This is a genomic window from Streptomyces sp. NPDC053367 (genome assembly GCF_044545925.1).
Lineage (GTDB): Bacteria > Actinomycetota > Actinomycetes > Streptomycetales > Streptomycetaceae > Streptomyces.
On the sequence record NZ_JBITYN010000012.1, the window covers coordinates 127,223 to 151,743 of the forward strand.

At 71.4% G+C, this 24,521-nt stretch carries 22 protein-coding genes; 4 read left to right on the plus strand and 18 right to left on the minus strand.

Annotation, left to right across the window (positions count from 1 at the left end):
- Positions 1-27 precede the first annotated feature (27 nt).
- The 5 genes from ffh to ACIGXJ_RS30760 all read right to left on the minus strand — a co-directional run bounded on the left by ffh (position 28) and on the right by ACIGXJ_RS30760 (position 7,631).
- On the minus strand, positions 28-1,578 hold the full coding sequence (ffh, locus tag ACIGXJ_RS30740; RefSeq protein WP_399652227.1) for a signal recognition particle protein: 1,551 nt from the start codon (positions 1,576-1,578) through the stop codon (positions 28-30).
- A gap of 85 nt (positions 1,579-1,663) precedes the next feature.
- Positions 1,664-4,108 carry a [protein-PII] uridylyltransferase gene (locus ACIGXJ_RS30745; RefSeq protein WP_399652229.1) on the minus strand — a complete coding sequence of 815 codons (2,445 nt, stop codon included), beginning with the start codon at positions 4,106-4,108 and terminating at the stop codon, positions 1,664-1,666.
- Positions 4,109-4,132: 24 nt separating this feature from the next.
- Positions 4,133-4,471: a P-II family nitrogen regulator gene (locus ACIGXJ_RS30750; RefSeq protein WP_028802442.1), complete on the minus strand. Its 339-nt coding sequence runs from the start codon at positions 4,469-4,471 to the stop codon at positions 4,133-4,135.
- Entirely contained in the window at positions 4,468-5,808 is a 1,341-nt protein-coding gene (locus ACIGXJ_RS30755) for an ammonium transporter (RefSeq protein ID WP_399652234.1), read from the minus strand. Before ACIGXJ_RS30755 ends, ACIGXJ_RS30750 begins: the two co-directional genes overlap by 4 nt.
- A 335-nt stretch (positions 5,809-6,143) precedes the next feature.
- Entirely contained in the window at positions 6,144-7,631 is a 1,488-nt protein-coding gene (locus ACIGXJ_RS30760; RefSeq protein ID WP_399652236.1) for a hypothetical protein, read from the minus strand.
- A 422-nt stretch (positions 7,632-8,053) separates the two neighbouring features.
- Here ACIGXJ_RS30760 and ACIGXJ_RS30765 point away from each other — a divergent pair, with 422 nt between their 5' ends.
- The gene (locus tag ACIGXJ_RS30765; RefSeq protein WP_399652238.1) at positions 8,054-8,716 is read left to right on the plus strand and encodes a bifunctional DNA primase/polymerase; all 663 of its coding nucleotides are present in this window, start codon (positions 8,054-8,056) and stop codon (positions 8,714-8,716) included.
- Between the two features lie 82 nt (positions 8,717-8,798).
- Here ACIGXJ_RS30765 and ftsY read toward each other — a convergent pair whose 3' ends face one another.
- Positions 8,799-10,004, minus strand: a complete 1,206-nt coding sequence (ftsY, locus tag ACIGXJ_RS30770; protein ID WP_399652241.1) for a signal recognition particle-docking protein FtsY — start codon at positions 10,002-10,004, stop codon at positions 8,799-8,801.
- 422 nt (positions 10,005-10,426) lie between these two features.
- Here ftsY and ACIGXJ_RS30775 point away from each other — a divergent pair, with 422 nt between their 5' ends.
- Positions 10,427-10,804: a hypothetical protein gene (locus ACIGXJ_RS30775; RefSeq protein ID WP_399652244.1), complete on the plus strand. Its 378-nt coding sequence runs from the start codon at positions 10,427-10,429 to the stop codon at positions 10,802-10,804.
- A gap of 121 nt (positions 10,805-10,925) precedes the next feature.
- Here the strand turns inward: ACIGXJ_RS30775 and ACIGXJ_RS30780 are convergent, their stop codons facing one another.
- From ACIGXJ_RS30780 to ACIGXJ_RS30795, 4 genes are all read right to left on the minus strand, one after another.
- Positions 10,926-12,341: a sugar porter family MFS transporter gene (locus ACIGXJ_RS30780; RefSeq protein WP_399652246.1), complete on the minus strand. Its 1,416-nt coding sequence runs from the start codon at positions 12,339-12,341 to the stop codon at positions 10,926-10,928.
- 186 nt (positions 12,342-12,527) lie between these two features.
- On the minus strand, positions 12,528-16,115 hold the full coding sequence (gene smc / locus ACIGXJ_RS30785; RefSeq protein WP_399652249.1) for a chromosome segregation protein SMC: 3,588 nt from the start codon (positions 16,113-16,115) through the stop codon (positions 12,528-12,530).
- Between the two features lie 244 nt (positions 16,116-16,359).
- Positions 16,360-16,563, minus strand: a complete 204-nt coding sequence (locus tag ACIGXJ_RS30790; RefSeq protein WP_351837238.1) for a hypothetical protein — start codon at positions 16,561-16,563, stop codon at positions 16,360-16,362.
- A gap of 381 nt (positions 16,564-16,944) precedes the next feature.
- Positions 16,945-17,226, minus strand: a complete 282-nt coding sequence (locus tag ACIGXJ_RS30795) for an acylphosphatase (RefSeq protein ID WP_399652252.1) — start codon at positions 17,224-17,226, stop codon at positions 16,945-16,947.
- A gap of 169 nt (positions 17,227-17,395) precedes the next feature.
- Here ACIGXJ_RS30795 and ACIGXJ_RS30800 point away from each other — a divergent pair, with 169 nt between their 5' ends.
- Positions 17,396-18,622: a CAP domain-containing protein gene (locus ACIGXJ_RS30800; RefSeq protein WP_399652254.1), complete on the plus strand. Its 1,227-nt coding sequence runs from the start codon at positions 17,396-17,398 to the stop codon at positions 18,620-18,622.
- Between the two features lie 93 nt (positions 18,623-18,715).
- On the opposite strand, the gene ACIGXJ_RS30805 is transcribed toward ACIGXJ_RS30800, so the two are convergent.
- Positions 18,716-18,958 carry a hypothetical protein gene (locus ACIGXJ_RS30805; RefSeq protein WP_399652257.1) on the minus strand — a complete coding sequence of 81 codons (243 nt, stop codon included), beginning with the start codon at positions 18,956-18,958 and terminating at the stop codon, positions 18,716-18,718.
- 182 nt (positions 18,959-19,140) lie between these two features.
- Between ACIGXJ_RS30805 and ACIGXJ_RS30810 the strand changes: the two genes are divergently transcribed.
- Positions 19,141-19,527, plus strand: coding sequence for a winged helix-turn-helix transcriptional regulator (locus ACIGXJ_RS30810; protein ID WP_399652259.1), 387 nt, complete (start codon positions 19,141-19,143; stop codon positions 19,525-19,527).
- Here ACIGXJ_RS30810 and mutM read toward each other — a convergent pair.
- The 7 genes from mutM to rsmD all read right to left on the minus strand — a co-directional run bounded on the left by mutM (position 19,500) and on the right by rsmD (position 24,427).
- A complete protein-coding gene (mutM, locus tag ACIGXJ_RS30815) occupies positions 19,500-20,360 on the minus strand; it encodes a bifunctional DNA-formamidopyrimidine glycosylase/DNA-(apurinic or apyrimidinic site) lyase (protein WP_399652262.1) in 861 nt (286 codons plus the stop codon). The genes ACIGXJ_RS30810 and mutM overlap by 28 nt on opposite strands.
- Before the next feature lie 75 nt (positions 20,361-20,435).
- Positions 20,436-21,233 carry a ribonuclease III gene (rnc, locus tag ACIGXJ_RS30820; RefSeq protein WP_399652265.1) on the minus strand — a complete coding sequence of 266 codons (798 nt, stop codon included), beginning with the start codon at positions 21,231-21,233 and terminating at the stop codon, positions 20,436-20,438.
- Between the two features lie 8 nt (positions 21,234-21,241).
- Positions 21,242-21,415 carry a 50S ribosomal protein L32 gene (rpmF, locus tag ACIGXJ_RS30825; protein ID WP_099201005.1) on the minus strand — a complete coding sequence of 58 codons (174 nt, stop codon included), beginning with the start codon at positions 21,413-21,415 and terminating at the stop codon, positions 21,242-21,244.
- A gap of 2 nt (positions 21,416-21,417) precedes the next feature.
- Positions 21,418-22,071, minus strand: a complete 654-nt coding sequence (locus tag ACIGXJ_RS30830) for a YceD family protein (RefSeq protein ID WP_399652268.1) — start codon at positions 22,069-22,071, stop codon at positions 21,418-21,420.
- A 133-nt stretch (positions 22,072-22,204) separates the two neighbouring features.
- On the minus strand, positions 22,205-23,269 hold the full coding sequence (locus tag ACIGXJ_RS30835; RefSeq protein WP_399652270.1) for a cell division initiation protein: 1,065 nt from the start codon (positions 23,267-23,269) through the stop codon (positions 22,205-22,207).
- 67 nt (positions 23,270-23,336) lie between these two features.
- Positions 23,337-23,816: a pantetheine-phosphate adenylyltransferase gene (gene coaD, locus ACIGXJ_RS30840; protein ID WP_399652614.1), complete on the minus strand. Its 480-nt coding sequence runs from the start codon at positions 23,814-23,816 to the stop codon at positions 23,337-23,339.
- 26 nt (positions 23,817-23,842) lie between these two features.
- Entirely contained in the window at positions 23,843-24,427 is a 585-nt protein-coding gene (rsmD, locus tag ACIGXJ_RS30845; RefSeq protein ID WP_399652273.1) for a 16S rRNA (guanine(966)-N(2))-methyltransferase RsmD, read from the minus strand.
- Between the last annotated feature and the right edge of the window lie 94 nt (positions 24,428-24,521).

A 24,521-nucleotide genomic window follows, 5' to 3' on the forward strand; every position in this document is an offset into this window, starting at 1 on the left:
CCCCAGGGGACGTACGGCGGGACCCGCTCAGCCCATGAACTTCTTGAACTCGTCCGGCAGCTCGAAGTCCTGGCCCGCCTGCTGGCCCGGCAGCCCGAAGGCACCGCCCTCGGCGGCGGCCGCGCGGCGGGCGGCCTCCTCCTGCTCCTGCTGCTTGCGCTTCATCGGGTTGCCGGAGCGCTGCTTGCCCTTGGCCTTCTTCGGCTGCTTCTTGGAGCGGCCGGGGCCGCCACCCATGCCCGGGATGCCGGGCATACCGGGCATGCCGCCGCCCTGGGCCATGCGGGACATCATCTTGCGGGCCTCGAAGAACCGCTCGACCAGGTTCTTCACCGCGCTGACCTCGACACCGGAACCGCGCGCGATACGGGCGCGGCGCGAGCCGTTGATGATCGTCGGGTCCTGGCGCTCGGCCGGGGTCATCGACTTGATGATCGCGGCGGTGCGGTCGACGTCCCGCTCGTCGATGTTGTTGATCTGGTCCTTGATCTGCCCCATGCCGGGCAGCATGCCGAGCAGCTTGGAGATGCTGCCCATCTTCCTGACCTGCTCCATCTGGGACAGGAAGTCGTCCAGGGTGAAGTCCTGGCCCTTCTTCGACGCCAGCTTGGAGGCCATCTTGGCGGCCTCTTCCTGGCTGAACGTCTTCTCCGCCTGCTCGATCAGGGTGAGCAGGTCACCCATGTCGAGGATGCGGGAGGCCATACGGTCCGGGTGGAACGCGTCGAAGTCGTCGAGCTTCTCGCCGTTCGACGCGAACATGATCGGCTTGCCGGTGACCTCGCGGATCGACAGCGCGGCACCACCGCGGGCGTCGCCGTCGAGCTTGGAGAGGACCACCCCGTCGAAGCCGACGCCGTCGCGGAAGGCCTCGGCGGTGTTGACCGCGTCCTGACCGATCATCGCGTCGACGACGAAAAGGATCTCGTCCGGGCTGACGGCGTCCCTGATGTCGGCCGCCTGCTGCATCATCTCCTGGTCGATACCGAGACGGCCGGCGGTGTCGACGATGACGATGTCGTGGACCTTGGACTTCGCGAAGTCGATGGAGTCCTTGGCGACCTTGACCGGGTCACCGACGCCGTTGCCCGGCTCCGGCGCGTATACGGCGACACCGGCGCGCTCGGCGACGACGCTCAGCTGGTTCACGGCGTTCGGCCGCTGGAGGTCACACGCGACCAGCAGCGGCGAGTGGCCCTGCTCCTTCAGCCACCGGCCCAGCTTGCCCGCGAGCGTGGTCTTACCGGCACCCTGCAGACCGGCCAGCATGATCACGGTCGGCGGCTGCTTGGCGAACCGCAGCCGGCGGGTCTCACCGCCGAGGATCTGCACCAGCTCGTCGTTGACGATCTTCAGGACCTGCTGGGCGGGGTTCAGCGCCTTGGAGACCTCGGCACCGAGCGCGCGCTCCTTGACGTTCTTGATGAACGTCCGGACGACGGGCAGGGCCACGTCCGCCTCGAGGAGCGCGATCCGGATCTCGCGCGCGGTGGCGTCGATGTCCGCCTCGGAGAGCCGTCCCTTGCCGCGCAGGTTCTTGAAAGTCGCTGAGAGGCGATCGGAGAGAGTATCGAACACGGCGCTCGCGGTCCTCGGGGTCGGTGGCTGCGGATGAATCGCCCTCCAGGGTATCCCGGCGGCACAGGTCGCCGGAGCCCCCCGGTCAGCCCCGGAGCATCTCCTCCAGCTTCCGCGCCACCGACGCCGCCTCCTCCCCCGGCAGGGGTGCCCCGTCCGGGCCGGTGACGTAGAAGGCGTCGACGGCGTTCGCGCCCAGGGTCGAGGCATGGGCGCTGCGCACCCGCACCCCCGCGTCCTCCAGCGCCCGTCCGATGCGGAACAGCAGGCCGGGCGCGTCCTGGGCGCGGACCTCGATCACCGTGGCGGAGTGGGAGGCGGCGGGGGCGACCGTCACGCGGGGCGGCGGGGCGACGACGCCCCGGCGCCTGGGATAGGCCGCGTCCCGCTCCGCCAGGCGTCCCGCCACGTCCAGCGAGCCGTCCAGCGCGCGCACGAGGTCGGCGCGCAGCCGGGCGGCCTGCGGCAGGGAGCCGTACTCGGCGGCGACGCGCCAGTTCAGCAGCAGGACCGAGCCGTCGACGCCGTCGGGCAGGTCCAGGGCGCGCAGCTCGGCCGTGCGGACGGTCAGGCGGTGCATGGCCAGCACTCCCGCGGCGGCGGGCAGCACACCCCGCTGGTCGGGTACGGCGATCAGCAGCTCCACGCCGAGCGGCTCGGGTGCTCCGGTGGGCTCCTCGGCGGGCGGCTCGGCCTGTGCGCGCAGCGCGAGCACGGGCCCTGCCGTGCGGAAGGCTTCCAGGGCGAGCCGCTCCTGTTCGGCGGTCGGCGCGGCCGTCTCGGGCTCCTCGGCGGCGTCCCCCGCGAGCACGGCGGCGACCCGTTTGACCAGGTCGGCGACCAGTGAGCCGCGCCAGGACGACCAGGCGGCCGGGCCGGTGGCCAGCGCGTCCGCCTCGGTGAGGGCGTGCAGCAGCTCCAGCGTGCTCTGCGAGCCGACCGCGTCGGCGACGGCCCGTACGGTCGCCGGGTCCTCCAGGTCGCGCCGGGTGGCGGTCTCGATGAGCAGCAGGTGATGGCGTACGAGGGTCGCCAGGACCGCCACGTCCGCGCGGTCGAAGCCGATGCGGGCGGCCACGTCGCGGGTGATGATCTCGCCGGCCACCGAGTGGTCGCCCGGCCAGCCCTTGCCGATGTCGTGCAGCAGCGCGCCGACCAGCAGCAGGTCGGGGCGGGACACCCGGCGGGTGAACTCGGAGGCGCGGACGGCGGTCTCGATGAGGTGGCGGTCGACGGTCCACACGTGCACGGCGTTGCGCTGCGGCCGGCACCGCACCCGCTCCCAGTCCGGCAGGAGGCTGCTGATCAGCCCCTCCGCCTCCAGGGCCTCCCACACCTCGACGGTGGGGCGGCCGGAGCCGAGCAGGGTGACCAGCTGCTCGCGGGCCTCGGCGGGCCAGGGCGCCGGAAGGGGCCGTACCCCGGCGGCCATACGGCGTACGGCGTGCAGGGACAGCGGAAGGCCGGCCTGTGCGGCTGCGGCAGCGGCGCGCAGCGGGAGCACGGGGTCGCGGTCGGGGCGTGCGGCGCGGGCCAGCACCACCTCGCCGTCCTGCTCGACGACGCCCTCGGCGAGCGGCGACCTCTCGGGGACGGGCTTGCCGCCGCCCAGCATGGCGCGCAGCCGGGGCCGTACGGCTCGGGAGCGCAGCACACGGCCGACCTCGCGCCAGGTGACGTCGCTGGCGTACGAGATCACCCGGGCGGCCTCGTAGACCTGGCGCAGCAGGGTGTCGGCGTCCAGGAGGCCCAGTTCGGCGGCGACCTGGTCCTGCTCCTGGAGGGAGAGCCGGTCGGTGGCGCGGCCGGTGGCCAGGTGGAGGGCGTCGCGGACGTCGAGGAGGCGGCGCCTGGCCTCGGCGAGTCCTTCGCGCGGGGCGTCGGCGAGCCAGGAGGCGGCGACCGCGCGCAGGGCGGTGGCGTCGCGCAGCCCGCCGCGGGCCTCCTTCAGGTCCGGCTCCAGCAGGTACTGCAGCTCGCCCTGGCGTTCGGCGCGTTCGGCGCACAGCTCCTGGAGTTCGGGGAGGCGTTTGGGTGCCTGGTTGCGCCAGTCGGCGAGGACGGTGGTGCGCAGCGAGGCGGTCAGCCCGAGGTCTCCGGCGATATGGCGGGCGTCGAGGAGGCCGAGCTGGACCTTGAGGTCCTCCCCGGCGGTCCGGCGTGCCTCGGCGGGGGTGCGCACGGAGTGGTCGAGGGCGAGGCCGAGGTCCCACACCGGGTACCAGAGCCGGTCGGCGAGGGCCGCGACCGCGTCGGTGTCGGAGCCGTCGTGCAGCAGGAGCAGGTCGAGGTCGCTGCGCGGGGACAGCTCGCCGCGGCCGTATCCGCCGACGGCGACCAGGGAGACGCCCCGCTGGTCCTTGGCGCCGGCGGCGAACAGGCCGGCCAGCCACTCGTCGGTCAGCTCGGCCAGGGCGGCACGGCGCGGCGGCCCGGACCGCGCCCCCTCGGTGAGGAGGCGCAGCCGGGCCGCCGCGTAGCCGCTGGGTCCCGAACCTTCTTCTTCTGTACGGATGCCCGTGTTCGTCACCCGGCGACTCCTGTTCTGGAAGTGTCAGAGCGCGTCGGGACCGCGCTCGCCGGTCCTGACCCGTACGGCCGTGTCGACGGGGATCGACCAGACCTTGCCGTCACCGATCTTGCCGGTCCGGGCGGCCTTCACGACGACCTCGATCAGCTGCTCGGCGTCGTCGTCCTCGGCCAGCACCTCGATGCGGATCTTGGGGACGAGGTCGACGGTGTACTCGGCGCCCCGGTAGACCTCAGTGTGGCCGCGCTGGCGGCCGTAGCCGCTGGCCTCGGTGACGGTCAGGCCGTGCACCCCGAAGGCCTGGAGGGCTTCCTTGATCTCGTCGAGCCGGTGGGGCTTGACGACGGCGGTGATGAGCTTCATGCGTCCACCTTCTTGCTCGCGGCGGTCTCGGCGACGGGGGCCGGCACGGCGGTCCGGGCGGCACCGCCACCGGCGCCGCTGAAGTCGTATGCGGTCTCGGCGTGCTCGGCCTGGTCGATGCCGGTGACCTCGTCGTCCTCGGAGACCCGCATGCCGATGGTCTTGTCCAGGACGAAGGCGAGGATCGCGGAGACGACCAGCGAGTAGGCGAGGACGGCGAAGACACCCGCGCACTGCTTCCAGAACTGCTCCAGGCCGCCGCCGTAGAACAGGCCCTCCACCTCGGACTGGCCCTTGCCGCTGGCGAAGAGGCCGACGAGCAGGGAGCCGACGACACCGCCGACCAGGTGGACGCCGACGACGTCGAGCGAGTCGTCGTAGCCGAGCCTGTACTTCAGGCCGACGGCCATGGCGCACAGCAGACCGGCGACGGCGCCGACGGCGATCGCGCCGACCGGGGAGACCGCGCCTCCGGACGGGGTGATGGCGACGAGGCCCGCGACCGCGCCGGAGGCGGCGCCCAGCGTGGTGAACGCGCCGTGGCGGATCTTCTCGTAGGCGAGCCAGGCGAGCATGGCGGCGGCGGTGGCGACCTGGGTGTTGACGAACATCAGGGAGCCGGTGCCGTCGTCGTTGCCGAGCCAGGAACCGGCGTTGAAGCCGAACCAGCCGAACCACAGCAGACCCGCGCCGAGCATCACCAGGGGGAGGCTGTGCGGGCGCATCGGGTCCTTCTTGAAGCCGACGCGCTTGCCGATGACCAGGATCACGCCGAGCGCCGCGGCACCCGCGTTGATGTGGACCGCCGTACCGCCCGCGAAGTCGATCACGCCCATGTCGAAGGCCCAGCCGCCCTCGCCCCACACCCAGTGGGCGACGGGGAAGTAGACGACGGTCGCCCACAGCGTGATGAACAGCGCCCACGCGGTGAACTTCACGCGGTCGGCGAGCGCACCGCTTATCAGGGCGGGGGTGATGATCGCGAACATCAGCTGGAAGACCATGAACACGAGCAGCGGGATGTTGTACGAACCCCACAGCTCGTTCTTGTCGACGCCGCTGAGGCCGACCCAGTCGGCGTTCCAGCCGATGAGGCTGCCGGAGTCGTCGCCGAAGGCGAGGGAGAAGCCGTAGAGCACCCACAGGATGGTGACGATCCCGAGGCTGATGAAGCTCATCATCAGCATGTTCAGGGTGCTCTTGACGCGGACCATGCCTCCGTAGAAGAAGGCCAGCGCCGGCGTCATGAGCATCACCAGAGCGGAGCAGATGAGCATGAAACCTGTGTTGGCGGCAGAGAGCTCCGTCTCTGCGGCAAGCGTGATGGCTGGTGCCATCGGCGTCTCCTCGTCGTTGGTACGGCCCCGTGCGGGCGAAGCCTGAGCGGATTGAGGGGTGGGCCGGTTATGCGCCATGAGATTGGCGCAGCGCGGTTTCGGTGGAAGCCCCTCGTTGTTTCGCGGCGGTGACGAAGGCGCCGTGCGTGTTACGCGTCGGTGAATCGGCAGATCTCGGCGCGCGCGATCGTTATCGTGGCGCAACCTTCTCCGGGAGGACGTGAACCGGCCGCGGTCGGCCTTCCGAATGACTGGCATGGGGGAGCCGAGTCGGGCAGTTCGGGAGGGCCGGCCGCGGCCGGGGTTCTGGGGTTGCCCAGCGGGTTCTGTGCGGTTCAGACCGCTTCCGCGGTCTCCGGCAGCTCGATCGCGAGCCGGTCGGTGAGGTCGACGACCTCGGCGAGGTCACCGAAGTCGCGTACGGCGGTGTCGACGGTCTTTCGGATACGGGTGTTCACCCGCTCGGAACGCACCTTCTTGGCCACCTGCATGGCCTGCGCGGCCAGCACGGTGGCCTGTTCCGGCTCACGCTGGAGCAGGTGCACGGTGGCCATGCCGATGAGGTTGAGCGCGTACGACCGCTGGTGCTCGCCGTCCTTGGCGAACAGGTCCACGGCCCGCTGCATCAGCGGCTCGGCGAGGGAGGCGTAGGCGGGGCTGCGGCCGGCGACATAGGCGAGGTCGCGGAAGGAGTGGCTGTTCTCGCCGTGCAGTTCGGCCTCGGAGAAGAAGCGGATCCAGTCGGGGTCCGGGTCGTCCCACTCGTCGGCCTCGGCGAAGGTGTCCTCGGCCATCCGCACGGCCCGCTTGGTCTTGCCGGGCTGGCCCATGTTGGCGTACGCGCGGGCCTCCATCGCATACAGCATCGCCTGGGTGCGCGGGCCGGCGCAGTCCCGGCTGCCGTACTGCGCGAGGTGGATCAGCTCCAGCGCGTCCTCGGGCCGCCCGAGGTGGATCATCTGGCGGCTCATGCTGGACAGGATGTACGAGCCGAGCGGCCGGTCGCCGGCCTCCTTGGCGGCGTGCAGCGCGAGGACGAAGTACTTCTGGGCGGTGGGCTGCAGACCGATGTCGTACGACATCCAGCCCGCCAGTTCGGCGAGTTCGGCGGCGACCTTGAACAGCCGGCGGGTCGTCGCCTCGGGCTGCGCCTCCTGGAGCAGGTCGGTGACCTCGTGCAGCTGGCCGACGACCGCCTTGCGGCGCAGGCCCCCGCCGCACTGGGCGTCCCACTGCCGGAACATCACGGTGGTGGACTCCAGCAGGTCCAGCTCGGGCCGGGACAGCTCACCACGCGCGCGGGCGGCGGGTGTCGACGGCTCGGCCTGCTGTGCGGCGGCCTGCGCGACGGGGACCAGCCAGCGCTGCATGGGCTCGATGAGGGCGGGGCCCGCGGACAGGGCCAGCGAGGTGCCGAGGAAGCCGCGCCGGGCCAGCATCAGGTCGCTGCGGGAGAACTCGCTGAGCAGCGCGACCGTCTGCGGGCCGGTCCAGGGCAGGTCGACGCCGACCGCGGAGGGTGAGGGACGGGCCGCGCGCAGGCCGAGGTCCTCGACGGAGACGACACAGCCGAACCGCTCGGAGAACAGCTCGGACAGAATGCGCGGGATCGGCTCGCGGGGGTTCTCGCCGTCGAGCCAGCGGCGTACGCGGGAGGTGTCGGTGGAGACGTGGTTGGCGCCCAACTGGCGGGCGCGGCGGTTCACTTGGCGGGCCAGCTCGCCCTTCGACCAGCCGCTTCGCACGAACCACGAACCGAGCAGCTCGTTGGGGCGCTTGTCAGCGTGTCCGCCGCTTGCGCCGCTTCCGCCGTTGCCGCCCACTGGAACGCCCCCATCCCTGAAGACCGCTTGCCGCCGCTTTGCGTCAAGCCTTATCAGAATGCCCTTGGTTCGGGCTTCCCGTCCGCAAGTTCTCACCCTTGGAACGGGAAAGCGAGTTGCCTCCGGCATACCCACGAGTGCATGTGCCGAAGGGCTCGTGTACTCAAAGTAATCCTACGATCACCCGCCCAGCCATGGCGATTGCGGAATCGCCACCATTCGCCACCCCTTCGAATGAACTCACGGTGGCCTTCACACGATTCACTTGACATAGGACAGCCGGGAGTGGGCGGAGCGATGCACACAGGGGCGCGCGCTGCCGGGCGCACCACCCGGTGCACTTGAAGGCGCCATTTGCACCACGGCTCATGAGTGTCCGGCGGTCTCGTAACCACCGGTGCGTCGGACCCGTTGGAGGGGGCATGGGCTTCACGATCGGCAGCAGTCGGGGCATCCGCGACATCCGGTCCGGCTCGCGTCGCCGCGGACGCACGTCGGAGTGCACCGCCGTGGCCGAGTACACCGGACTCTGGGGCTGGGACGTCGTCCCGGGGGCACGGGCCGCGGCGGGTGTGTGCTCCTGCGGCCGCGCCGACTGTCCCTCCCCCGGCGCGCACCCGCTGGACTTCGCCCCCGAGGTTCCGGCCGGGGCCACGCTGGACGAGGCGACCGGGGCGTGGGCGGAGTTCCCGGGTGCGGCGGTCATGCTTCCGGTGGGCCGGGCGTTCGACGTCATCGAGGTGGGCGAGGCGGCGGGGCGCCGGGCCCTGGCGCGGCTGGAGCGCATGGGCCTGCCGCTGGGCCCGGTCACCGCGACGCCCGACGGCCGCGCCCACTTCCTGGTCGCGCCCGGTGCCGCCGCCGAGCTGCCCGCGCTGCTCTACCGGATGGGCTGGGACGACCCGGGCCTGGAGCTGCGCGCCCTGGGGGCCGGCGAGTACATCACCGCGCCGCCCTCCGACCGGGGCGGCCTCGGCCCGGTCCGCTGGCTGCGCGCGCCCGACCTGGACTCGGCGACGCGTCCGCCGCAGGCGCGGCTGCTGCTGGGGACGCTGGCCTACGTGGCGCACCGGTCTCGGGCGTAGCCCTGACGGGCGGTGACCATGGCGAAGGGCCCTGCCGCATCTGCACCGTGCGACGGGGCCCTTCTTTTCTGCTCCCGGGGGCTCACTCCCCGATGAGCGCGTCCACGAACGCCTCCGGCTCGAACGGCGCCAGGTCGTCCGGCCCCTCGCCGAGCCCGATGAGCTTGACCGGCACGCCCAGCTCGCGCTGTACGGCCACGACGATGCCGCCCTTGGCGGTGCCGTCGAGCTTGGTGAGGACGATGCCGGTGATGTCGACGACCTCGGCGAAGACACGGGCCTGCACCAGACCGTTCTGCCCGGTGGTGGCGTCCAGCACCAGCAGCACCTCGTCGAGCGGGGCGTGCTTCTCGACGACGCGCTTGACCTTGCCGAGCTCGTCCATGAGGCCGGTCTTGGTGTGGAGGCGGCCGGCGGTGTCGATGAGGACCACGTCGACCCCCATCTCCTTGCCCTCCTTGACCGCGTCGAAGGCGACGGAGGCGGGGTCGCCCGCCTCGGGCCCGCGCACGGTGTAGGCGCCGACGCGCTCGCCCCAGGTCTGGAGCTGGTCGGCGGCGGCGGCCCGGAAGGTGTCGGCGGCGCCGAGCACGACCGAGCGTCCGTCGGCGACGAGGACGCGGGCGAGCTTGCCGGTGGTGGTGGTCTTGCCGGTGCCGTTGACGCCGACGACCATCACGATGCCGGGCTTGCGGTCCTCCGGCTCGGTCTTCACGGTGCGGTCGACATCGGTGCCGACCAGCTTCAGCAGTTCCTCGCGCAGCAGGGCGCGCAGCTCCTCGGGCGTGCGGGTGCCGAGCACCTTCACACGCTCGCGCAGCTGCTCGACCAGCTCCTGGGTGGGCTGCACGCCGACGTCGGCGGTGAGCAGCGTGTCCTCGATCTCCTCCCAGGTGTCCTCGTCGAGGTGCTCGCGCGACAGCAGCGTGAGCAGCCCCTTGCCGAGGGCGTTCTGGGAGCGGGACAGACGGGCGCGCAGGCGCACCAGGCGCCCCGCGGTGGGCTCCGGGACCTCGATCTCGGTCGGCGGGAGCTCTTCGACGACGGGAGGTTCCTCGACGGCGGTGGCGCCGGCCGGGAGGTCCACCTCCTCGATGGTGCGGCGCGGTTCCTCCCGCGGCGTCTCGGCCTCGTCGCCGACGTGCGGCTCGGCCGGAGGGGCGGTGATGTCGGGGGCTGCGGGGGGCGGCGGGGGCAGCGACTTCTTCCGCCGGCTGCCGACGACGAGCCCGCCGAGCGCGCCGAGCACGACCACGGCGATGACTACAGCAAGGATGAGGATGTCCATAACCCGTCCAGTATCGGCCATGGGTCCGCTCCGGAGCCGCTCGGACGTTCCTCCAATGGGCGGGCGTGCGGACCCCAGGCCACCTGAAACACCGTCAGCTGCGGTTCCGCCGTCCGGGCCGCCCGCCCGCCGAGGGGCACCACGGCCCGTCCCGGCCGTACGCCTCGACCTGGGCGGACGGTGCGCCACCCCCGCCCCCTCCGCCGCCCGCCGCCGGGCCGCACTGGGAGATGACGGCGTACGCCCACGGCCCCGCGATCACCACCGAGCGGACGGAGAGCACCACGGCGTGGCGGACGACTGCCCAGGCGCGGACTGCGCCGGCAGGGCCCGGCTCCGGGACGGGCCCGTCGCCGGGACCCCGCTGCCGCACCTGTCCTTTATCGGTGCCGCGGGCCTCCGGTCACTGATCCACTGGGCGCATGAGCCTGCTGGTGGAAGCGTTCGTCCGGGAGCCGGACGGAAGTATGCGCATCCTCGACGTGCCCGACGACGTGTACCGGTCCGGCGGTTTCGAGTCCTGGCGCAGGACGGTGTGGGGCTCGGAAGCCGTGCGCTCGCTGGGGGCCCGCCTCCTCCCCGTGCCGGCGGAGGAGGACCTGGTGGTGGAGGCAGCCCAGGTGCCGGAGTTGCTGCGCGAGGTAGCCGTCCTGCGCGCCCATCTCGAGGTGATCGCCGGGACGACCGAGCGTCCGCGCTCGGCCGGGGAACGCCGCGACCAGCTGGAGCTGCGGCTGCGGATCATCGAGGACAGCGCCCGCAAGGCCCTGGAGATCGGCGGTGGCGTCCTCGTCTGGTGAGGTGAGGACGGCTGGGCACGCACACCGCCGCTCCCGGTCCTGGCGGTGGCCAGGGCCGGGAGCGGCGGGGGTTACGAGGAGAGGGGCAGCGGGGACTTGGCCCTTCTCCCCGAGCCGGGGGTCAGCCCATCTCCTCCAGGGACTTGCCCTTGGTCTCCTTGACGAACTTCAGGACGAACGGGATGGAGAGCGCGGCCGAGACCGTGTAGATCACGTAGGTCGCGGACAGGTTCCAGTCGGCCAGGGACGGGAAGCTCGCGGTGATGGCCCAGTTGGCGATCCACTGCGCGGAGGCGGCGACACCGAGCGCGGCGGCGCGGATCTTGTTCGGGAACATCTCGCCGAGCATGACCCAGACGACCACGCCCCAGGACAGGGCGAAGAAGAGGACGAAGACGTGCGCGGCGATCAGGGCGGTCCAGCCCTGCGCGGCCGGGAGCTTGCCGTCGACGAGGTCGTAGGAGAAGGCCCAGGCCTCCAGGGCGAGGCCGATCACCATGCCGACCGAGCCGATGATGGCGAGCGGGCGGCGGCCGACGCGGTCGACGAAGATCATGGCGATCACGGTGCCGACGATGTTGATGATCGACGTCGTGAAGGAGTAGAAGAACGACTCCGTCGGGTCGACGCCGACCGACTGCCACAGCGTCGAGGAGTAGTAGAACGCGACGTTGATGCCGACGAACTGCTGGAAGACCGACAGGCCGATACCGACCCAGACGATCGGCTTGAAGAAGAAGGAGCCGCCGAGCAGGTCCTTGAAGGAGGACCGGTGCTCGCTGCTCATGGCGTGCTCGATCTCGGCGACCCGGGCGTCCAGGTCGATGTCGCCCTCCACCTCGGCGAGGATCTCGCGGGCGCGCTCGCGCTTGCCGACGGAGAGCAGGAAGCGGGGCGACTCGGGGATGGCGAAGGACAGCAGGCCGTAGAGGACGGCCGGGACGACCATGACGCCGAGCATGACCTGCCAGGCCTCGAGGCCCCACAGGCTGCCGCGCTGGTCGCCGTCGGCGGCGTTCAGCAGACCCCAGTTGACCAGCTGCGACACCGCGATGCCGATGACGATGGCGGCCTGCTGGAAGGAGCCGAGACGGCCGCGGTAGGCCGGCGGGGCGACCTCGGCGATGTAGGCGGGGCCGATGACGGAGGCCATGCCGATGGCGAAGCCGCCGACGACCCGCCAGAAGGCGAAGTCCCACAGCGAGAACGGCAGCGCGGAGCCGACGGCGCTGACGGTGAACAGCACGGCGGCGATCTGCATGACCCGGATGCGGCCGATGCGGTCGGCGATGCGGCCCGCGGTCGCGGCGCCGATCGCGCAGCCGATCAGCGCGATGGCGATGACCTGGGCCAGCGCGGCCGAGCCGATGTCGTAGCGGTCCCGGATGGCCTCGACGGCGCCGTTGATCACGGAGCTGTCGTAGCCGAACAGGAAACCGCCCATCGCGGCGGCGGCCGCGATGAAGATGACATGCCCGAGATGGTCGGGGGGAGCCGTCCCGGCTCCTGACTTGGATGCCTGCGCTGTGCTGGTCACGTTCAACTCCTCGGGCCATCGGCAGCGCTGCCGAAGGTAAAAACGACGTGGCTGAGACTATGCGTTCAAGTTTCGAAGTCAAGAGGTGCCGACTGTGACTTTTACGCACACCCGTGAGGGCGATGTGTTCAATTCTTGAAGAACGGTGGGAGATGGGGCCAGGAGAGGGGCCAGGAGACGGGATCCTCAGCGCAGCCGCTGGCTGATGACCTTCGACACCCCGTCGCCCTGCATGGAGACGCCGTACAGCGCGTCGGCGACCTCCATCGTGCGCTTCTGGTGGGTGATCACGATCAGCTGCGAGGCCTCCTGCAGCTCCTGCATGATCCGGATCAGCCGCTGGAGGTTGGTGTCGTCGAGGGCCGCCTCCACCTCGTCCATCACATAGAACGGGCTCGGCCGCGCCTTGAAGATCGACACCAGCAGGGCCACGGCCGTCAGCGACCGCTCACCGCCGGACAGCAGGCTCAGCCGCTTGACCTTCTTGCCCGGCGGGCGCGCCTCGACGTCCACACCGGTGGTCAGCATGTTGTCGGGGTCGGTCAGCACCAGACGGCCCTCACCGCCCGGGAACAGCCGGCTGAAGACACCCTCGAACTCCCGGGCCGTGTCCCGGTACGCCTCGGTGAAGACCTGCTCGACGCGCTCGTCGACCTCCCTCACGACCTGGAGCAGGTCCGCGCGGGTCTTCTTCAGATCCTCCAGCTGCTCGCTCAGGAACTTGTGCCGCTCCTCCAGCGCCGCGAACTCCTCCAGCGCGAGTGGGTTCACCTTCCCCAGCTGCTGGTACGCCCGCTCGGCCGCCTTCAGCCGCTTCTCCTGCTCCGCGCGGACGAACGGCCTCGGCTGGTTGCGCGGGTCCTCGGGGTCCTCGGGCAGCACCTCGCCCTCCGCGGGCGGGGAGGGCGGCACCGGCTGATGCGGGCCGTACTCGGAGACCAGCCCGGCCGGCTCCACGCCCAGCTCCTCCAGCGCCCTGGTCTCCAGCTGCTCGATCCGCAACCGCTTCTCCGCGCCGAGCACCTCGCCCCGGTGCACCGAGTCCGTCAGCTTGTCCAGCTCGGCCTTCAGGTCGCGGCCCTGTGCGCGGGCCGCCGTCAGCTCCTGCTCGCGCAGCGCCTTGGCGGCCTCGGCGGCGGCCCGCTCGCGCTCGGCGCGGCCGAGGGAGACCTCGACATGCGCCAGAAGGGTGCGCGCGCCCTGGGCGACCGCCCCCGCGACGGCCGCCTCGTGCCGCAGCCGGGCCTGCCGCCGCTCGGCACGCGCGCGTGCCTCGCGCTCCGCCCGGGCGGCCCGGTCCAGGGAGTCGGCCCGGCCGGCCAGCCCCTTGACCCGCTCCTCGTGCGTACGGACCTGGAGGCGGGCCTCCATCTCGGTCTGCCGCGCGTTGGCGCCGTCCGCGGCGAGACGGTCCCGTACCGACGTGTCGGGCTCCTCCTCGAACGGCATCTCCTCGGCGACGGCCAGCCGCTCGGCGAGCTCCTCGACCTCCTGGAGCGCCTTGTCGAGGGCGTCCTGGGCGCGTGCGGCGGCCGCACGGCTGCGCTCGGCCTCTCCGGCGGCGCCCCTGGCCTGTCCGGCGAGCCGGCCGAGCTGCTGGGCCACGGCCGACTTCTCGCGGTCGGCGGCACGGCGGCGCTCGCCGAGTTCCTCTACGAGGGCGCTTGCTTCTCTACGTCGCTCAGTGGCGGATTCCTGTTGTCGCCGCAGGGCCTCGCAACGGACCTGGAGCTCCTCCAGCTCGGCGGCGGCCTCGTCGACGGAGGCCTGGACCTCCAGAAGGCTGGGCGCGCCCGCGGAGCCGCCCTGGGCGAAGTGGGCGCCAAGAAGGTCGCCCTCGGCGGTGACCGCGGTGAGCTGGGGGTGCGCGTAGATCAGCTCTTCTGCGTCGTCCAGGGTGTCCACGACGACGACGTCGTGGAGAAGTCGGTGTACGGCGGGCATGAGGTCGGCGGGGCCACGGACGAAGCTCGCCGCGGGTGGAGCCGGCACGTCGTCGTCCGCGGGTGCGTCGTGGCCGGCCGCGCAGTTCCCGGCCTCTGTGTGGGGCGGCGCGGCGGACGCCGGCAGCAGGGCCGCCCGTCCTCCGTCCTGCTTGCGCAGCAGGCGGATCGCCTCGGCCGCCTGGGCCGGGGTCGTCACCGCGACGGCGTCCGCCGCCGCGCCCAGGGCGGCCGCCAGTGGCACCTCGTAACCCGGGGTGATCGTCAGCAGCTCGGCCGCCGGGCCCAGCAGGCCGGTCAGTCGGTCCGGGGCGCCGAGCAGTACGCCCGTGCCGTCCTTCCGGCGCAGGCCCAGGGCCAGGGCCTCGCGGCGGGCCTCGGTCGCCGCCCGCGCGCGTTCCGCCGCGGTGGCCGCCTCCCGGGCGGCGGACAGTGCCGACTCCGCCTCGGCCAGCCGGCGCTTGGCCTGCTCGTGCTGCTCGGAGAGCTCCGCGTCGCCCGCGTCGAGGCCGTCGACCTCTGCCTGGAGGGCCTCGTACTCCTCCTGGGCGGCGGCGGCACGTTCCTGTGCCTCGTCGCGGGCGGCGGCGAGACGGTCGATCTCGGCCTGGGCGGAGGCGGCGCGGGAGCGGGCGGCGCTGACCTGGCCGGCGAGGCGGGCGAGGCCCTCGCGGCGGTCGGCGATGGCGCGTGCCGCGTCCTTCAGGCGGCGTTCCTCGACGGCCAGCTCGCGTTCCAGTTCGGCGCGGTGGGCGACGGTGTCGTCGAGGGCGCGCTGGGCCGCTTCCAGGGCGGCCTCCAGCTCGGCCTCCTGTTCCCGGACGCGGGCGGCCTCGCGCTCCATGTCCTCGGGGTCGCGGCCGCGCCGCTCCTCGGGGGGCGCGGAGGTGGCGCTCTTGACCCGGGCGTCGGCCAGCGAGATCGTGCCGCGCACCCGCTCGGCGAGCTGGGAGAGCTCGTACCAGGTCTGCTGGGCGCGCTGGAGGCGCGGGGTGAGGCGGCGCACCTCGTCCTCCAGGAGCGCCTCGCGCCGCAGTGCCTTCCTCAACTCCTGCTCGGCGGCCTCCCTGCGCTCCTTCAGGGCGGCCTCGTCGGCGACCTCGGCCTGCAGCGCCTCCCGCAGCCGTACGAGATCGTCGGCGAGGAGGCGCAGCCGGGCGTCGCGCAGGTCGGCCTGGATGACGGCGGCGCGCCGGGCGACGGCGGCCTGGCGGCCGAGCGGCTTGAGCTGGCGGCGCAGCTCGTCCGTGAGGTCCTGCACGCGCGCGAGGTTGGCCTGCATCGCGTCCAGCTTGCGCAGGGCCTTCTCCTTGCGCTTGCGGTGCTTCAGGACGCCGGCGGCCTCCTCGATGAAGGCCCGGCGGCCCATCGGGTCGGCGTGCAGGACGGAGTCGAGCTGACCCTGGCCGACGATGACGTGCATCTCGCGGCCGATGCCGGAGTCGGAGAGGAGTTCCTGGATGTCGAGCAGGCGGCAGGTGTCGCCGTTGATCTGGTATTCGCTGCCGCCGTTGCGGAACATGATCCGCGTGATGGTGACCTCGGCGTACTCGATGGGCAGCGCCCCGTCGGAGTTGTCGATGGTCAGCGACACCTCGGCCCGGCCGAGCGGCGGGCGGCCGGTGGTGCCGGCGAAGATGACGTCCTCCATCTTGCCGCCGCGCAGCGACTTGGCGCCCTGCTCTCCCATGACCCAGCTGAGGGCGTCCACGACGTTGGACTTGCCCGAACCGTTCGGGCCGACCACGCAGGTGATGCCCGGTTCGAACCGGAGCGTGGTCGCGGAGGCGAACGACTTGAACCCCCGGAGGGTCAGGGCCTTGAGGTGCACGCCGCCGGACTCTACCTTCCGGTGCCTGTCTCACTCCATGAACGCGCGGTTTCGCCGGTGAACGCCGGGGGCACACCAGACGTTGAAGAGGCTGAAAGGATGCACGGGGGAAAGAAAACGCGGGGGAAGGAAAGGGCGGGGCAAGAAAGAAGGGACGCCGAAGCGTCCCTTGCAAACTCTGACAACTGAGCGGTTGGATACGGGCAGCCCAACCACTGCTTGTCGATGTGCTGCGATGCAGTGATCAGGTGAGCGCAGGCTCCGCCTGGTGTGCGTCGATGCTCTCCATGATCTCGTGGTGAGAAGCGGCAGCCGTCAGCGCGTCGTTCTCAGCCTGGATCCGTACGAGCTCCGATTCCAGGTCCTGTACACGCTGCTGGAGCCGTCGCATCTCGGCGAGGAGTCGAGGGTCGGAGCCGCCGACGTAACCGAGAAGCGCCTTTGCCATGATGGATGGTCCTCCACACTGAGTGACCGACCGATGCGGTTGGGTCGTGAGGGATTTCGCACCCGCGGTGCTTGGCAGGATCAAGTGCTGCACTGCCGTTGTTCCATGCCAAACAGCTAAGGTGCGCGGGGCTTTCAGCGTCTCACCAAAAAGTTTGACGGTCAACACGATCACGCCCCGTATTGGGGGGCTACCCGCGGTCTGCGGCCGGAAAACAGCGGCGACGCGACTCCTGCGGGGCCCTCGGGGCGTGGCGATCATCTTTCCGTGCGGAGCCTGCCAGGGCAAGGGGTTCTCCGCAACAACCAGGAGCTTTCCCCTTCGGGCGGCCTGTGCCGGAATGCCCCGGCGCCGCAGCCGGGGACCGTGCGCGGCCGGGGTTCAGCGAATGGCGAAGCCGTCGTAGCCGCCGCGCGGTGTGTCCCAGATCTCGGTGACACCGTCCACGCGCCCGGGCGTGTCGTCACCCCGGAGCCAGTCGAGGAGCCCCTCGCAGCCTGCGCGCGGCCCCTCGGCGACGACCTGGACCCGTCCGTCGTCCAAATTGAGAGCAAAGCCACTCAGGCCGCCGATCTCCAGCGCCTTGGCCCGCGTGAACCAGCGGAAACCCACACCTTGGACGCGTCCGCGCACCCAGGCGACCAGTCGTACATCCTCGCTCATGGGTGCAACCTAACCGGCCGATGTCACTCGGCACACTTCCTCCCCTTGCGCCATGCGGTACCGTCCCCACCCAATGCATCTCATATGAAACTCACTCGATCGGGTGAGTCGCGTCGGCCGTGGGGGACGAGTCGACGGCACGGATCGCAAGGACGAGGAAGGCCAGAACATGGGACGCCACCGACGCTCCGCCGCCGGCCGCGCCGCCAAGGGCCGCACCACGGGGGTCACGCCGGCGGAGCGTTCCGTCGCGGGGGGCCGCGACCCGCAGCACTCGTACGGGAAAACCCCCACCGCGCCGGGCATCGCGCCCTATCTGAACCCCGAGGCGTATGCCGAGGTGTACGCCAGGAGCAGCGCGTACCTCTTCGCGACCGACGACCCGGGAGCGGGCGGCGAGGGCACAGCCGCGGACACGGCCGTCCTCGACACCTCCGCCCTTGCCGGCGGCCCGGGCGGCAGCGGGTACAGGCCCGACGACGGCTCGCGCCACCGCGCCGGATCCACGCATCCCGCCGGCACCCACCGCCGCCGCAGGAAGGCCGCGACGCCGGTGAAGACCGGTCTGCTCGGGGTCTCCGCCGCGGTCGCGCTCGGCGCGGTGGCGGTCGCGACCGGTGTCCTGCCCGGCGGCGACACCTACCGGCTCGGCGGCGGCGACTCCGACAAGGTGCAGTCCGCCGAGACGTCCGGCAACATCGAGGCGCAGCAGGGCGGCACGTCCGGCGCCGCGACCGAGGAGGCGCCCAGCGCCCCCGGCTCGGCCGGCGGCGGCAGCGGTGACGGCAGCCGACGCTCGACCTCCCCCAGCACGACCCCGTCCGCCTCGGCCTCCGCCTCCGCTTCGGCCTCCGCCTCCGCCTCCGCGTCCGCGACGCCGAGCAGGACGCCGCGCGAGGAGAGGACGCAGCAGACGCGGAAGCCGACGGCCCCGCCCTCCCGGAAGCCGAAGGCGACGCCGTCCCAGAAGCCCACCGAGGCCCAGGTCGAGCCGACCGCCCCGGCGACGGTGTCCGCGGAGGCGGCGGCCGAGGCCGAGGTGCTCCGGCTGGTCAACGTCGAGCGCGTGCAGGCCGGCTGCACCCCGCTGGCCGCCAACAGCGGCCTGTCGCAGCTGGCCCGCGCCTTCAGTGTGGACATGGCCGAGCGCGGCTTCTTCGACCACACCGACCCCGACGGCCGCACTCCCTGGGACCGCGCGGAGAAGATCGGCATCACCGACCTCGGCGGCGAGAACATAGCCCGCGGCCAGGCCGACCCGGCTGCCGTCATGGCCGCCTGGATGAACAGTCCCGGCCACCGGGCCAACATCCTCAACTGCGACTTCAAGACCCTGGGCGTCGGCGTGCACTACGGCGAGGGCGGCCCCTGGTGGACGCAGGACTTCGGCTACTGAGACGGCCCCGGGCACCGGGACCCGGAACGGGGAGCAGCGGGCCGCTGCGACCCGCTGCCGTGGAGGGTGCTCCCCTCCTCTCGTCCCGTGGTGTCAGTTCTGCCCGGGCGGGGCGTGGCCGGCCGGGTTCTGGTTCTCGGACTCCTGGGTGAGCCCCGCACCCGTACAGCTCGGCTGCTGGCCGCCGGGCTGATGGCCGCCTCCGTTGGTGCACTGGGTGTCGACCGGCTGGATCTTGGCGTCCGCGATGCTCGCGCCGCCGAGGCTCAGTGCGAACGCCGCGGCGACTCCGGCGAAGACAGCTCCCAGCCGCCTGGCTGTCAGTCTGCTCGGCATCTTGACCGCCCTTCACGATCTTCGGCTGTCGTATGTCCCGGGCAACGTTTGTGTGGCATATGCGACATGTCAAGCGTTGGGTCGCATAGCGGACAGCGCGTCTCATAACGGCTGGCGATTTCGGCTTATGCAGCTGCCGCACCAGGCACACTAACCGACGGTTAGTGTCGTACGCTCGACATATGACGACCACGCCCGAGAACCTGCCCTACGACGTCTTCGCCCGGGCCTGCCCCTCGCGCGGCACGCTGGAGCATGTCACGGGACGCTGGGGCGCACTCACCCTGGGCGCGCTGCACGAGGGCTCGCTGCGCTTCAACGAGCTGCGCCGCCGGGTGGACGGCGTCAGCGAGAAGATGCTGTCGCAGACGCTGCACGCGCTGGAGCGCGACGGCCTGGTGCACCGCGAGGCCCAGCCGACGAACCCGCCGAGGGTGGACTACGAACTGACGCCGCTCGGCCGCGAGGTCGCCGAGCGGCTGCTGGGCCTGATCCACTTCGTGGAGGGCCGGATGGACGAGGTCCTGGCCGCCCGGGAGCGCTACGACACCACGCGTGGCGCGCGCTGACACTTCGGGCAGAAGTAGCTCGACCGGTTCATCCACGGCCGCCTGCGCATCGGCGTACCGCACCGCTTGCACGGCAGACCCTCACGGCCGTACGCGTCCAGCGAGCGGTCGAAGTAGCCCGACTCCCCGTTGACGTTGACGTAGAGGCTGTCGAAGCTGGTGCCGCCGACGGCGAGGGCCGCGTTCATCACATCCCTTACGTGGCCCAGGAGTTCGAGGGTGCGCGGGCGGGTGAAGCCGGCCGTGGGGCGTTCGTAGTGGACGCGGGCGCGCCAAAGAGCCTCGTCCGCATAGATGTTGCCGACGCCGCTGATCAACGACTGGTCCAGCAGGGCGCGTTTGATGGTGGTCCGCTTGCGCCGCAGAGCCTGGTGGAAGGCCTCTTCGTCGAACAGCGGGTCGAGGGGGTCGCGGGCGATGTGCGCGATGACGTCGGGCAGCCCGTCCTCGCCGGTGTCGTGCAACGACAGCCCGCCGAAGGTGCGTTGGTCGACGAAGCGGAGTTCCGTGCCGAGCCCGTCGGCGAAGCGGACCCGGATCCGCAGGTGCTTCTCGTCGGGCGCCTCCTGCGGCTGCACGAGCAGCTGCCCGCTCATCCCGAGGTGCGCGAGCACCGCCTGCCCGGTGTCCTCCAGCGGCAGCCACAGATACTTGCCCCGCCGCCTCGGCACCCCGATGCGATGCCCCTTCAGCCGCTGCGCGAAGTCGTCGGGGCCGGCCACATGCCGGCGCACCGCACGCGGATGCAGCACCTCCGCCTCGGCGACGGCCCGGTGGGACACCCACCGCTCCAGGCCCCGCCGGACGACTTCGACCTCGGGCAACTCGGGCATGGGGCTCCCCCGGGAAAGAGGCGAACGCCCGCACCCTGGAAGGGGATGCGGGCGCTCGGTGTACGGGTGTGTCGGTCAGGCGGAGGCGGACGCCTCGTCGGCGTTCGCCTCGACGGCGTCGGCCGCCTGCTTGGCGCGCTCGTCCGCGTCGGCGCGGATGGCGCGCCAGGCGGACTCGGCGGCCTGCTGCTCCGCCTCCTTCTTGCTGCGGCCGGTGCCGGTGCCGTACGAGACGCCTCCGACGCGGGCGGCAGCAGTGAAGGTCTTCTCGTGGTCCGGACCGGTCTCCGTGACCAGGTACTCGGGCACGCCCAGACCTTCGGTCGCGGTGAGCTCCTGGAGGGACGTCTTCCAGTCCAGGCCGGCTCCGAGGTTGGAGGACTTCTCGATCAGCGGGTCGAACAGGCGGTGCACCAGCTCCGCCGCCGATTCCAGGCCCTGGTCGAGATAGACCGCGCCGATCACCGCTTCAAGGGTGTCGGCGAGGATGGACGCCTTGTCCCGGCCCCCCGTGCCCTCTTCACCACGGCCGAGCCGGATGAAGGAGCCGAGGTCGAGCGTGCGGCCCACGTCCGCCAGTGCGCGCGAGTTGACCACCGCGGCCCGCAGCTTGGCCAGCTGGCCTTCGGGCAGGTCGGGGTGGGTGCGGTACAGCGTGTCGGTGACGACGAGGCCGAGGACGGAGTCACCGAGGAACTCCAGCCGCTCGTTCGTCGGCAGACCGCCGTTCTCGTACGCGTAGGAACGATGGGTCAGCGCTCGCACCAGAAGGGCGGACTCGACCTTGTAGCCGAGCCGCCCTTCCAGAAGCGTGTGGGACGAGGCTGTGTTGTCCGATGCGTTCTTCTTCGGCGTGGACACCGTGCCTCTCACCAGCCCGCTCAGACCGCGAGGACCTGGCGCTTGTTGTAGGTGCCGCAAGACGGGCACGCGATGTGCTGCTGCTTGGGCTCGTGGCAGCGCTCGCACGCAACCAGGGTGGGGACCGCAGCCTTCCACTGCGACCGGCGGTGGCGCGTGTTGCTGCGCGACATCTTCCGCTTCGGAACAGCCACGGCTACTTCTCCTGCTTCTCGTCGGCGCGTGCTGACTGAGGCGCGCCGCCGCTCATCTCGTCCTTATCGCCGTCTTCGATTGAATCGGCGAATCCCTGCAATGCCGCCCAACGGATGTCGACGGCGTCGTGGTGGTGGTCCGGGCTGTCGTTCAGGTTGGTTCCGCACTCGGAACACAGTCCCGCACAGTCCTCCCGGCACACCGGCTGCATCGGCAGTGCGAGCACCACCGCATCGCGCAGCACGGGTTCGAGGTCGAACAGGCCGTCCTCGATGAAGAGCCTGTCCTCGTCTTCCTCGGCGTCGTCGGTCGGTTCCGCCTTGGAGCGGCCCCGATCGTCGGCGTCAGGGTACGAGAACATCTCCTGGAAGTCCGCTTCGACATCCATCTGAAGCGACTCCAGACACCTTACGCACTCCCCCTCGGCCTGTGCACGGGCGGTGCCTGTGACAAGCACCCCTTCCATGACCGACTCGAGGCGGAGGTCGAGCTCCACCGGGGCGCCTTCCGGCACTCCGATGACTCCCGCGATACCGAGGTCGTTGGGAGCGTCGATCGTGCGGGTGAGCCGCTGCAGCGCACCTGGACGCCGCCCCAGCTCGTGCGTGTCGAACACGAGGGGGTTGCGATGGTCGAGGCGAGCGTTGGAGGCCATTCCTGCTTTCGATCTTCTAGCTCAGAGGGACGCGGCCCTTCGGTGTGCCGGGGCAGCGCTGATCACGGACGTACTCGCGACCGAAGAGCCAGGATACTGGACCTTTCGCTCTCGGCCCAATCCGGGTCGTCGGCTACTGGCCCCGGCCCTGCTCGTACGCCCTGAGCTGCTCGGCGCTGATCATGCCGGTGTCGAAGAGGCTGGTCTCGTCGAGCGCGTAGCCCGCCTGCGGGGGCTGCTGCGGCTCGTGGTGCGACTGGTGGGGCAGCTGGGCCTGCTGAGGCTCGTAGGCGGGCTGCTGGGGGGCCGCGTAGCCCTGGTAGGCGTACGGGTCCGCCTGCGCCGTCTGCTGGTAGCCGTACGGGTCCTGCTGCGGATAGCCGCCATACGGGTCGGCCTGCTGCTGATAGCCGTACGCCGGCTGCGGCTGGGGGTCGTACTCCGGGCGCTGGGGCTGCTCGGCGGGGGCTGCGTCCTGCTCGGCGAGTGCCGCGAGGTCGGCGAGGTAGTCGGCGTCGCTGGAGTGCTGCAGGGTGCTGGTGTCGTCGGCGAGGGCGCCGAGGTCGTCGGTGGCGATCCGGCCGTGCAGCTTCTGCCGGCCCCGTCCGACGGCGTCCAGGGTCTTGGCGAGGACCGCCTCGAAGGCGCCGAGCTTGGCGTCCACGTACTGGTCGGCGGTGCGGCGCAGCGTCTCCGGGTCGTGGCTGCGCTCGGGCGCGTCCTCGTCCTCGTAGCCCTGCTCGTCCAGGCCCGGGCCGGTGCCCAGCAGCTTCTCGCGGCCGCGGCCGACCGAGCCGAGGGTCTTGGTGAGGACGACCTCGAAGTTGGCGAGCTTGGAGTCGACGTAGTCGTCGGCCTCCGAGCGGATCTCCTCGGCCTCCTGGCGGGCCTCGCTGAGGATGCGGTCGGCCTCGGCCTGGGAGCGGCGGGCCACCTCGGTGTCGGAGATCAGGGAGCCGCGCTCGGCGTGTGCCTGCTCGATGATCCGCTCGGCCTCCTGGCGGGCCCGCTCGACCATGTGCTCGCGGTCGCCGATCAGCTCCCGCGCCTGGGCGAGGGAGTCGGGCAGGGCCGCCCGTACCTCTTCGAGCATCGCGAGCAGCTCGGCGCGGTTGACCACGCACGAGGCCGACATGGGCATCGACCGGGCACTGGAGACCGCGGCGACGATCTCGTCGAGCTTCTTCTGCACGTCCACCGTGTGCTCGCCACTCTCTACAGCTGTGATGGAGACGGACGGGACGACTGTAGTCCCCCGTCTGCCATCAGGCGTCTCGCAGGCGCTCGTTGAGGGCCTCGAGGACGATCGGCGGCACCAGGTGGGAGACGTCGCCGCCCCAGGTCGCGACCTCCTTGACGAGCGAGGAGGACAGGAAGCTGTAGGTGGGGTTGGTCGGCACGAACAGCGTCTCCACCCCGGAGAGGCCGTTGTTCATCTGGGCCATCTGCAGCTCGTAGTCGAAGTCGCTGACGGCACGCAGGCCCTTGACGATGGCGGGGATGTCCCGCTCCTTGCAGTAGTCGACGAGGAGGCCGTGGAAGGCCTCGACGCGGACGTTCCCGTACTCGGCGGTGACCCGGCGGATCAGGTCGATCCGCTCGTCGATCTCGAACAGGCCCTTCTTGGACTTGTTGATCATCACCGCGACGTACACCTCGTCGTAGAGGCGGGAGGCGCGGGAGATGATGTCGAGGTGTCCGTTGGTGATCGGGTCGAACGACCCGGGACAGACGGCGCGGCGCACTTGAGATCCCTCGCTCTCCGGTCCGGTCATCGTGCGTCTTCGCACGTAGAGGCGGCGCGACCGTACCAAAACGTTCCCTCGCCGTAGCGACGGGCCCTCAGCGGCTCGAAGCCCTCGGGCCAGTGGAATTCGCCGCCTCTGGTGCTGCGCTCCACGGTGACGAGCGCTTGCTCATCGAGCCAGCCTTCCGAGCGGAGTGTGAGGAGGATCTCGCGAAGATCGTCGTCTGTGACCGCATATGGGGGGTCCAGGAAGACCAGGTCGTACGGCTGTGAGGGGGGCGTCCTGATGATCTGCTCGGCCTTGCCGTGGCGTACCTCGGCGCCGGGGAGGCCGAGGTTCTTCACGTTCTCCCGGATGACGCGGGCGGCTCTCGCGTCGGCCTCGACCAACAGGGTGTGGCCCGCGCCCCTGGAGAGGGCCTCCAGGCCGACCGCGCCCGAGCCGGCGTAGAGGTCGAGGACGCGGTCGCCGTCCAGGGGGCCGCCCAGGAGCGACTGCCAGGTGGAGAAGAGACCTTCGCGGGCGCGGTCGGAGGTGGGGCGGGTTCCCGTGCCGGGGGGTACGGAGAGTCGACGTCCGCCGGCTGCGCCGGCGATCACGCGGGTCATCTTCGGTCCTTGGTCGTGGGCGGGTGCACGTTCATTGTGGCTGGTCGCGCCCATGCGGCGGTAGCCGCATACGGATTACAGCCCCGCGCCCCCG

What these genes read in the sequence shown, in the direction of transcription:
- ACIGXJ_RS30750 (WP_028802442.1), bottom strand. Translation starts at nt 4,471, where the DNA reads ATGAAGCTCATCACCGCCGTCGTCAAGCCCCACCGGCTCGACGAGATC.
- ACIGXJ_RS30755 (WP_399652234.1), bottom strand. Translation starts at nt 5,808, where the DNA reads ATGGCACCAGCCATCACGCTTGCCGCAGAGACGGAGCTCTCTGCCGCC.
- ACIGXJ_RS30765 (WP_399652238.1), top strand. Translation starts at nt 8,054, where the DNA reads ATGGGCTTCACGATCGGCAGCAGTCGGGGCATCCGCGACATCCGGTCC.
- ftsY (WP_399652241.1), bottom strand. Translation starts at nt 10,004, where the DNA reads ATGGACATCCTCATCCTTGCTGTAGTCATCGCCGTGGTCGTGCTCGGC.
- ACIGXJ_RS30775 (WP_399652244.1), top strand. Translation starts at nt 10,427, where the DNA reads ATGAGCCTGCTGGTGGAAGCGTTCGTCCGGGAGCCGGACGGAAGTATG.
- ACIGXJ_RS30790 (WP_351837238.1), bottom strand. Translation starts at nt 16,563, where the DNA reads ATGGCAAAGGCGCTTCTCGGTTACGTCGGCGGCTCCGACCCTCGACTC.
- ACIGXJ_RS30795 (WP_399652252.1), bottom strand. Translation starts at nt 17,226, where the DNA reads ATGAGCGAGGATGTACGACTGGTCGCCTGGGTGCGCGGACGCGTCCAA.
- ACIGXJ_RS30800 (WP_399652254.1), top strand. Translation starts at nt 17,396, where the DNA reads ATGGGACGCCACCGACGCTCCGCCGCCGGCCGCGCCGCCAAGGGCCGC.
- ACIGXJ_RS30805 (WP_399652257.1), bottom strand. Translation starts at nt 18,958, where the DNA reads ATGCCGAGCAGACTGACAGCCAGGCGGCTGGGAGCTGTCTTCGCCGGA.
- ACIGXJ_RS30810 (WP_399652259.1), top strand. Translation starts at nt 19,141, where the DNA reads ATGACGACCACGCCCGAGAACCTGCCCTACGACGTCTTCGCCCGGGCC.
- mutM (WP_399652262.1), bottom strand. Translation starts at nt 20,360, where the DNA reads ATGCCCGAGTTGCCCGAGGTCGAAGTCGTCCGGCGGGGCCTGGAGCGG.
- ACIGXJ_RS30830 (WP_399652268.1), bottom strand. Translation starts at nt 22,071, where the DNA reads ATGGCCTCCAACGCTCGCCTCGACCATCGCAACCCCCTCGTGTTCGAC.
- rsmD (WP_399652273.1), bottom strand. Translation starts at nt 24,427, where the DNA reads ATGACCCGCGTGATCGCCGGCGCAGCCGGCGGACGTCGACTCTCCGTA.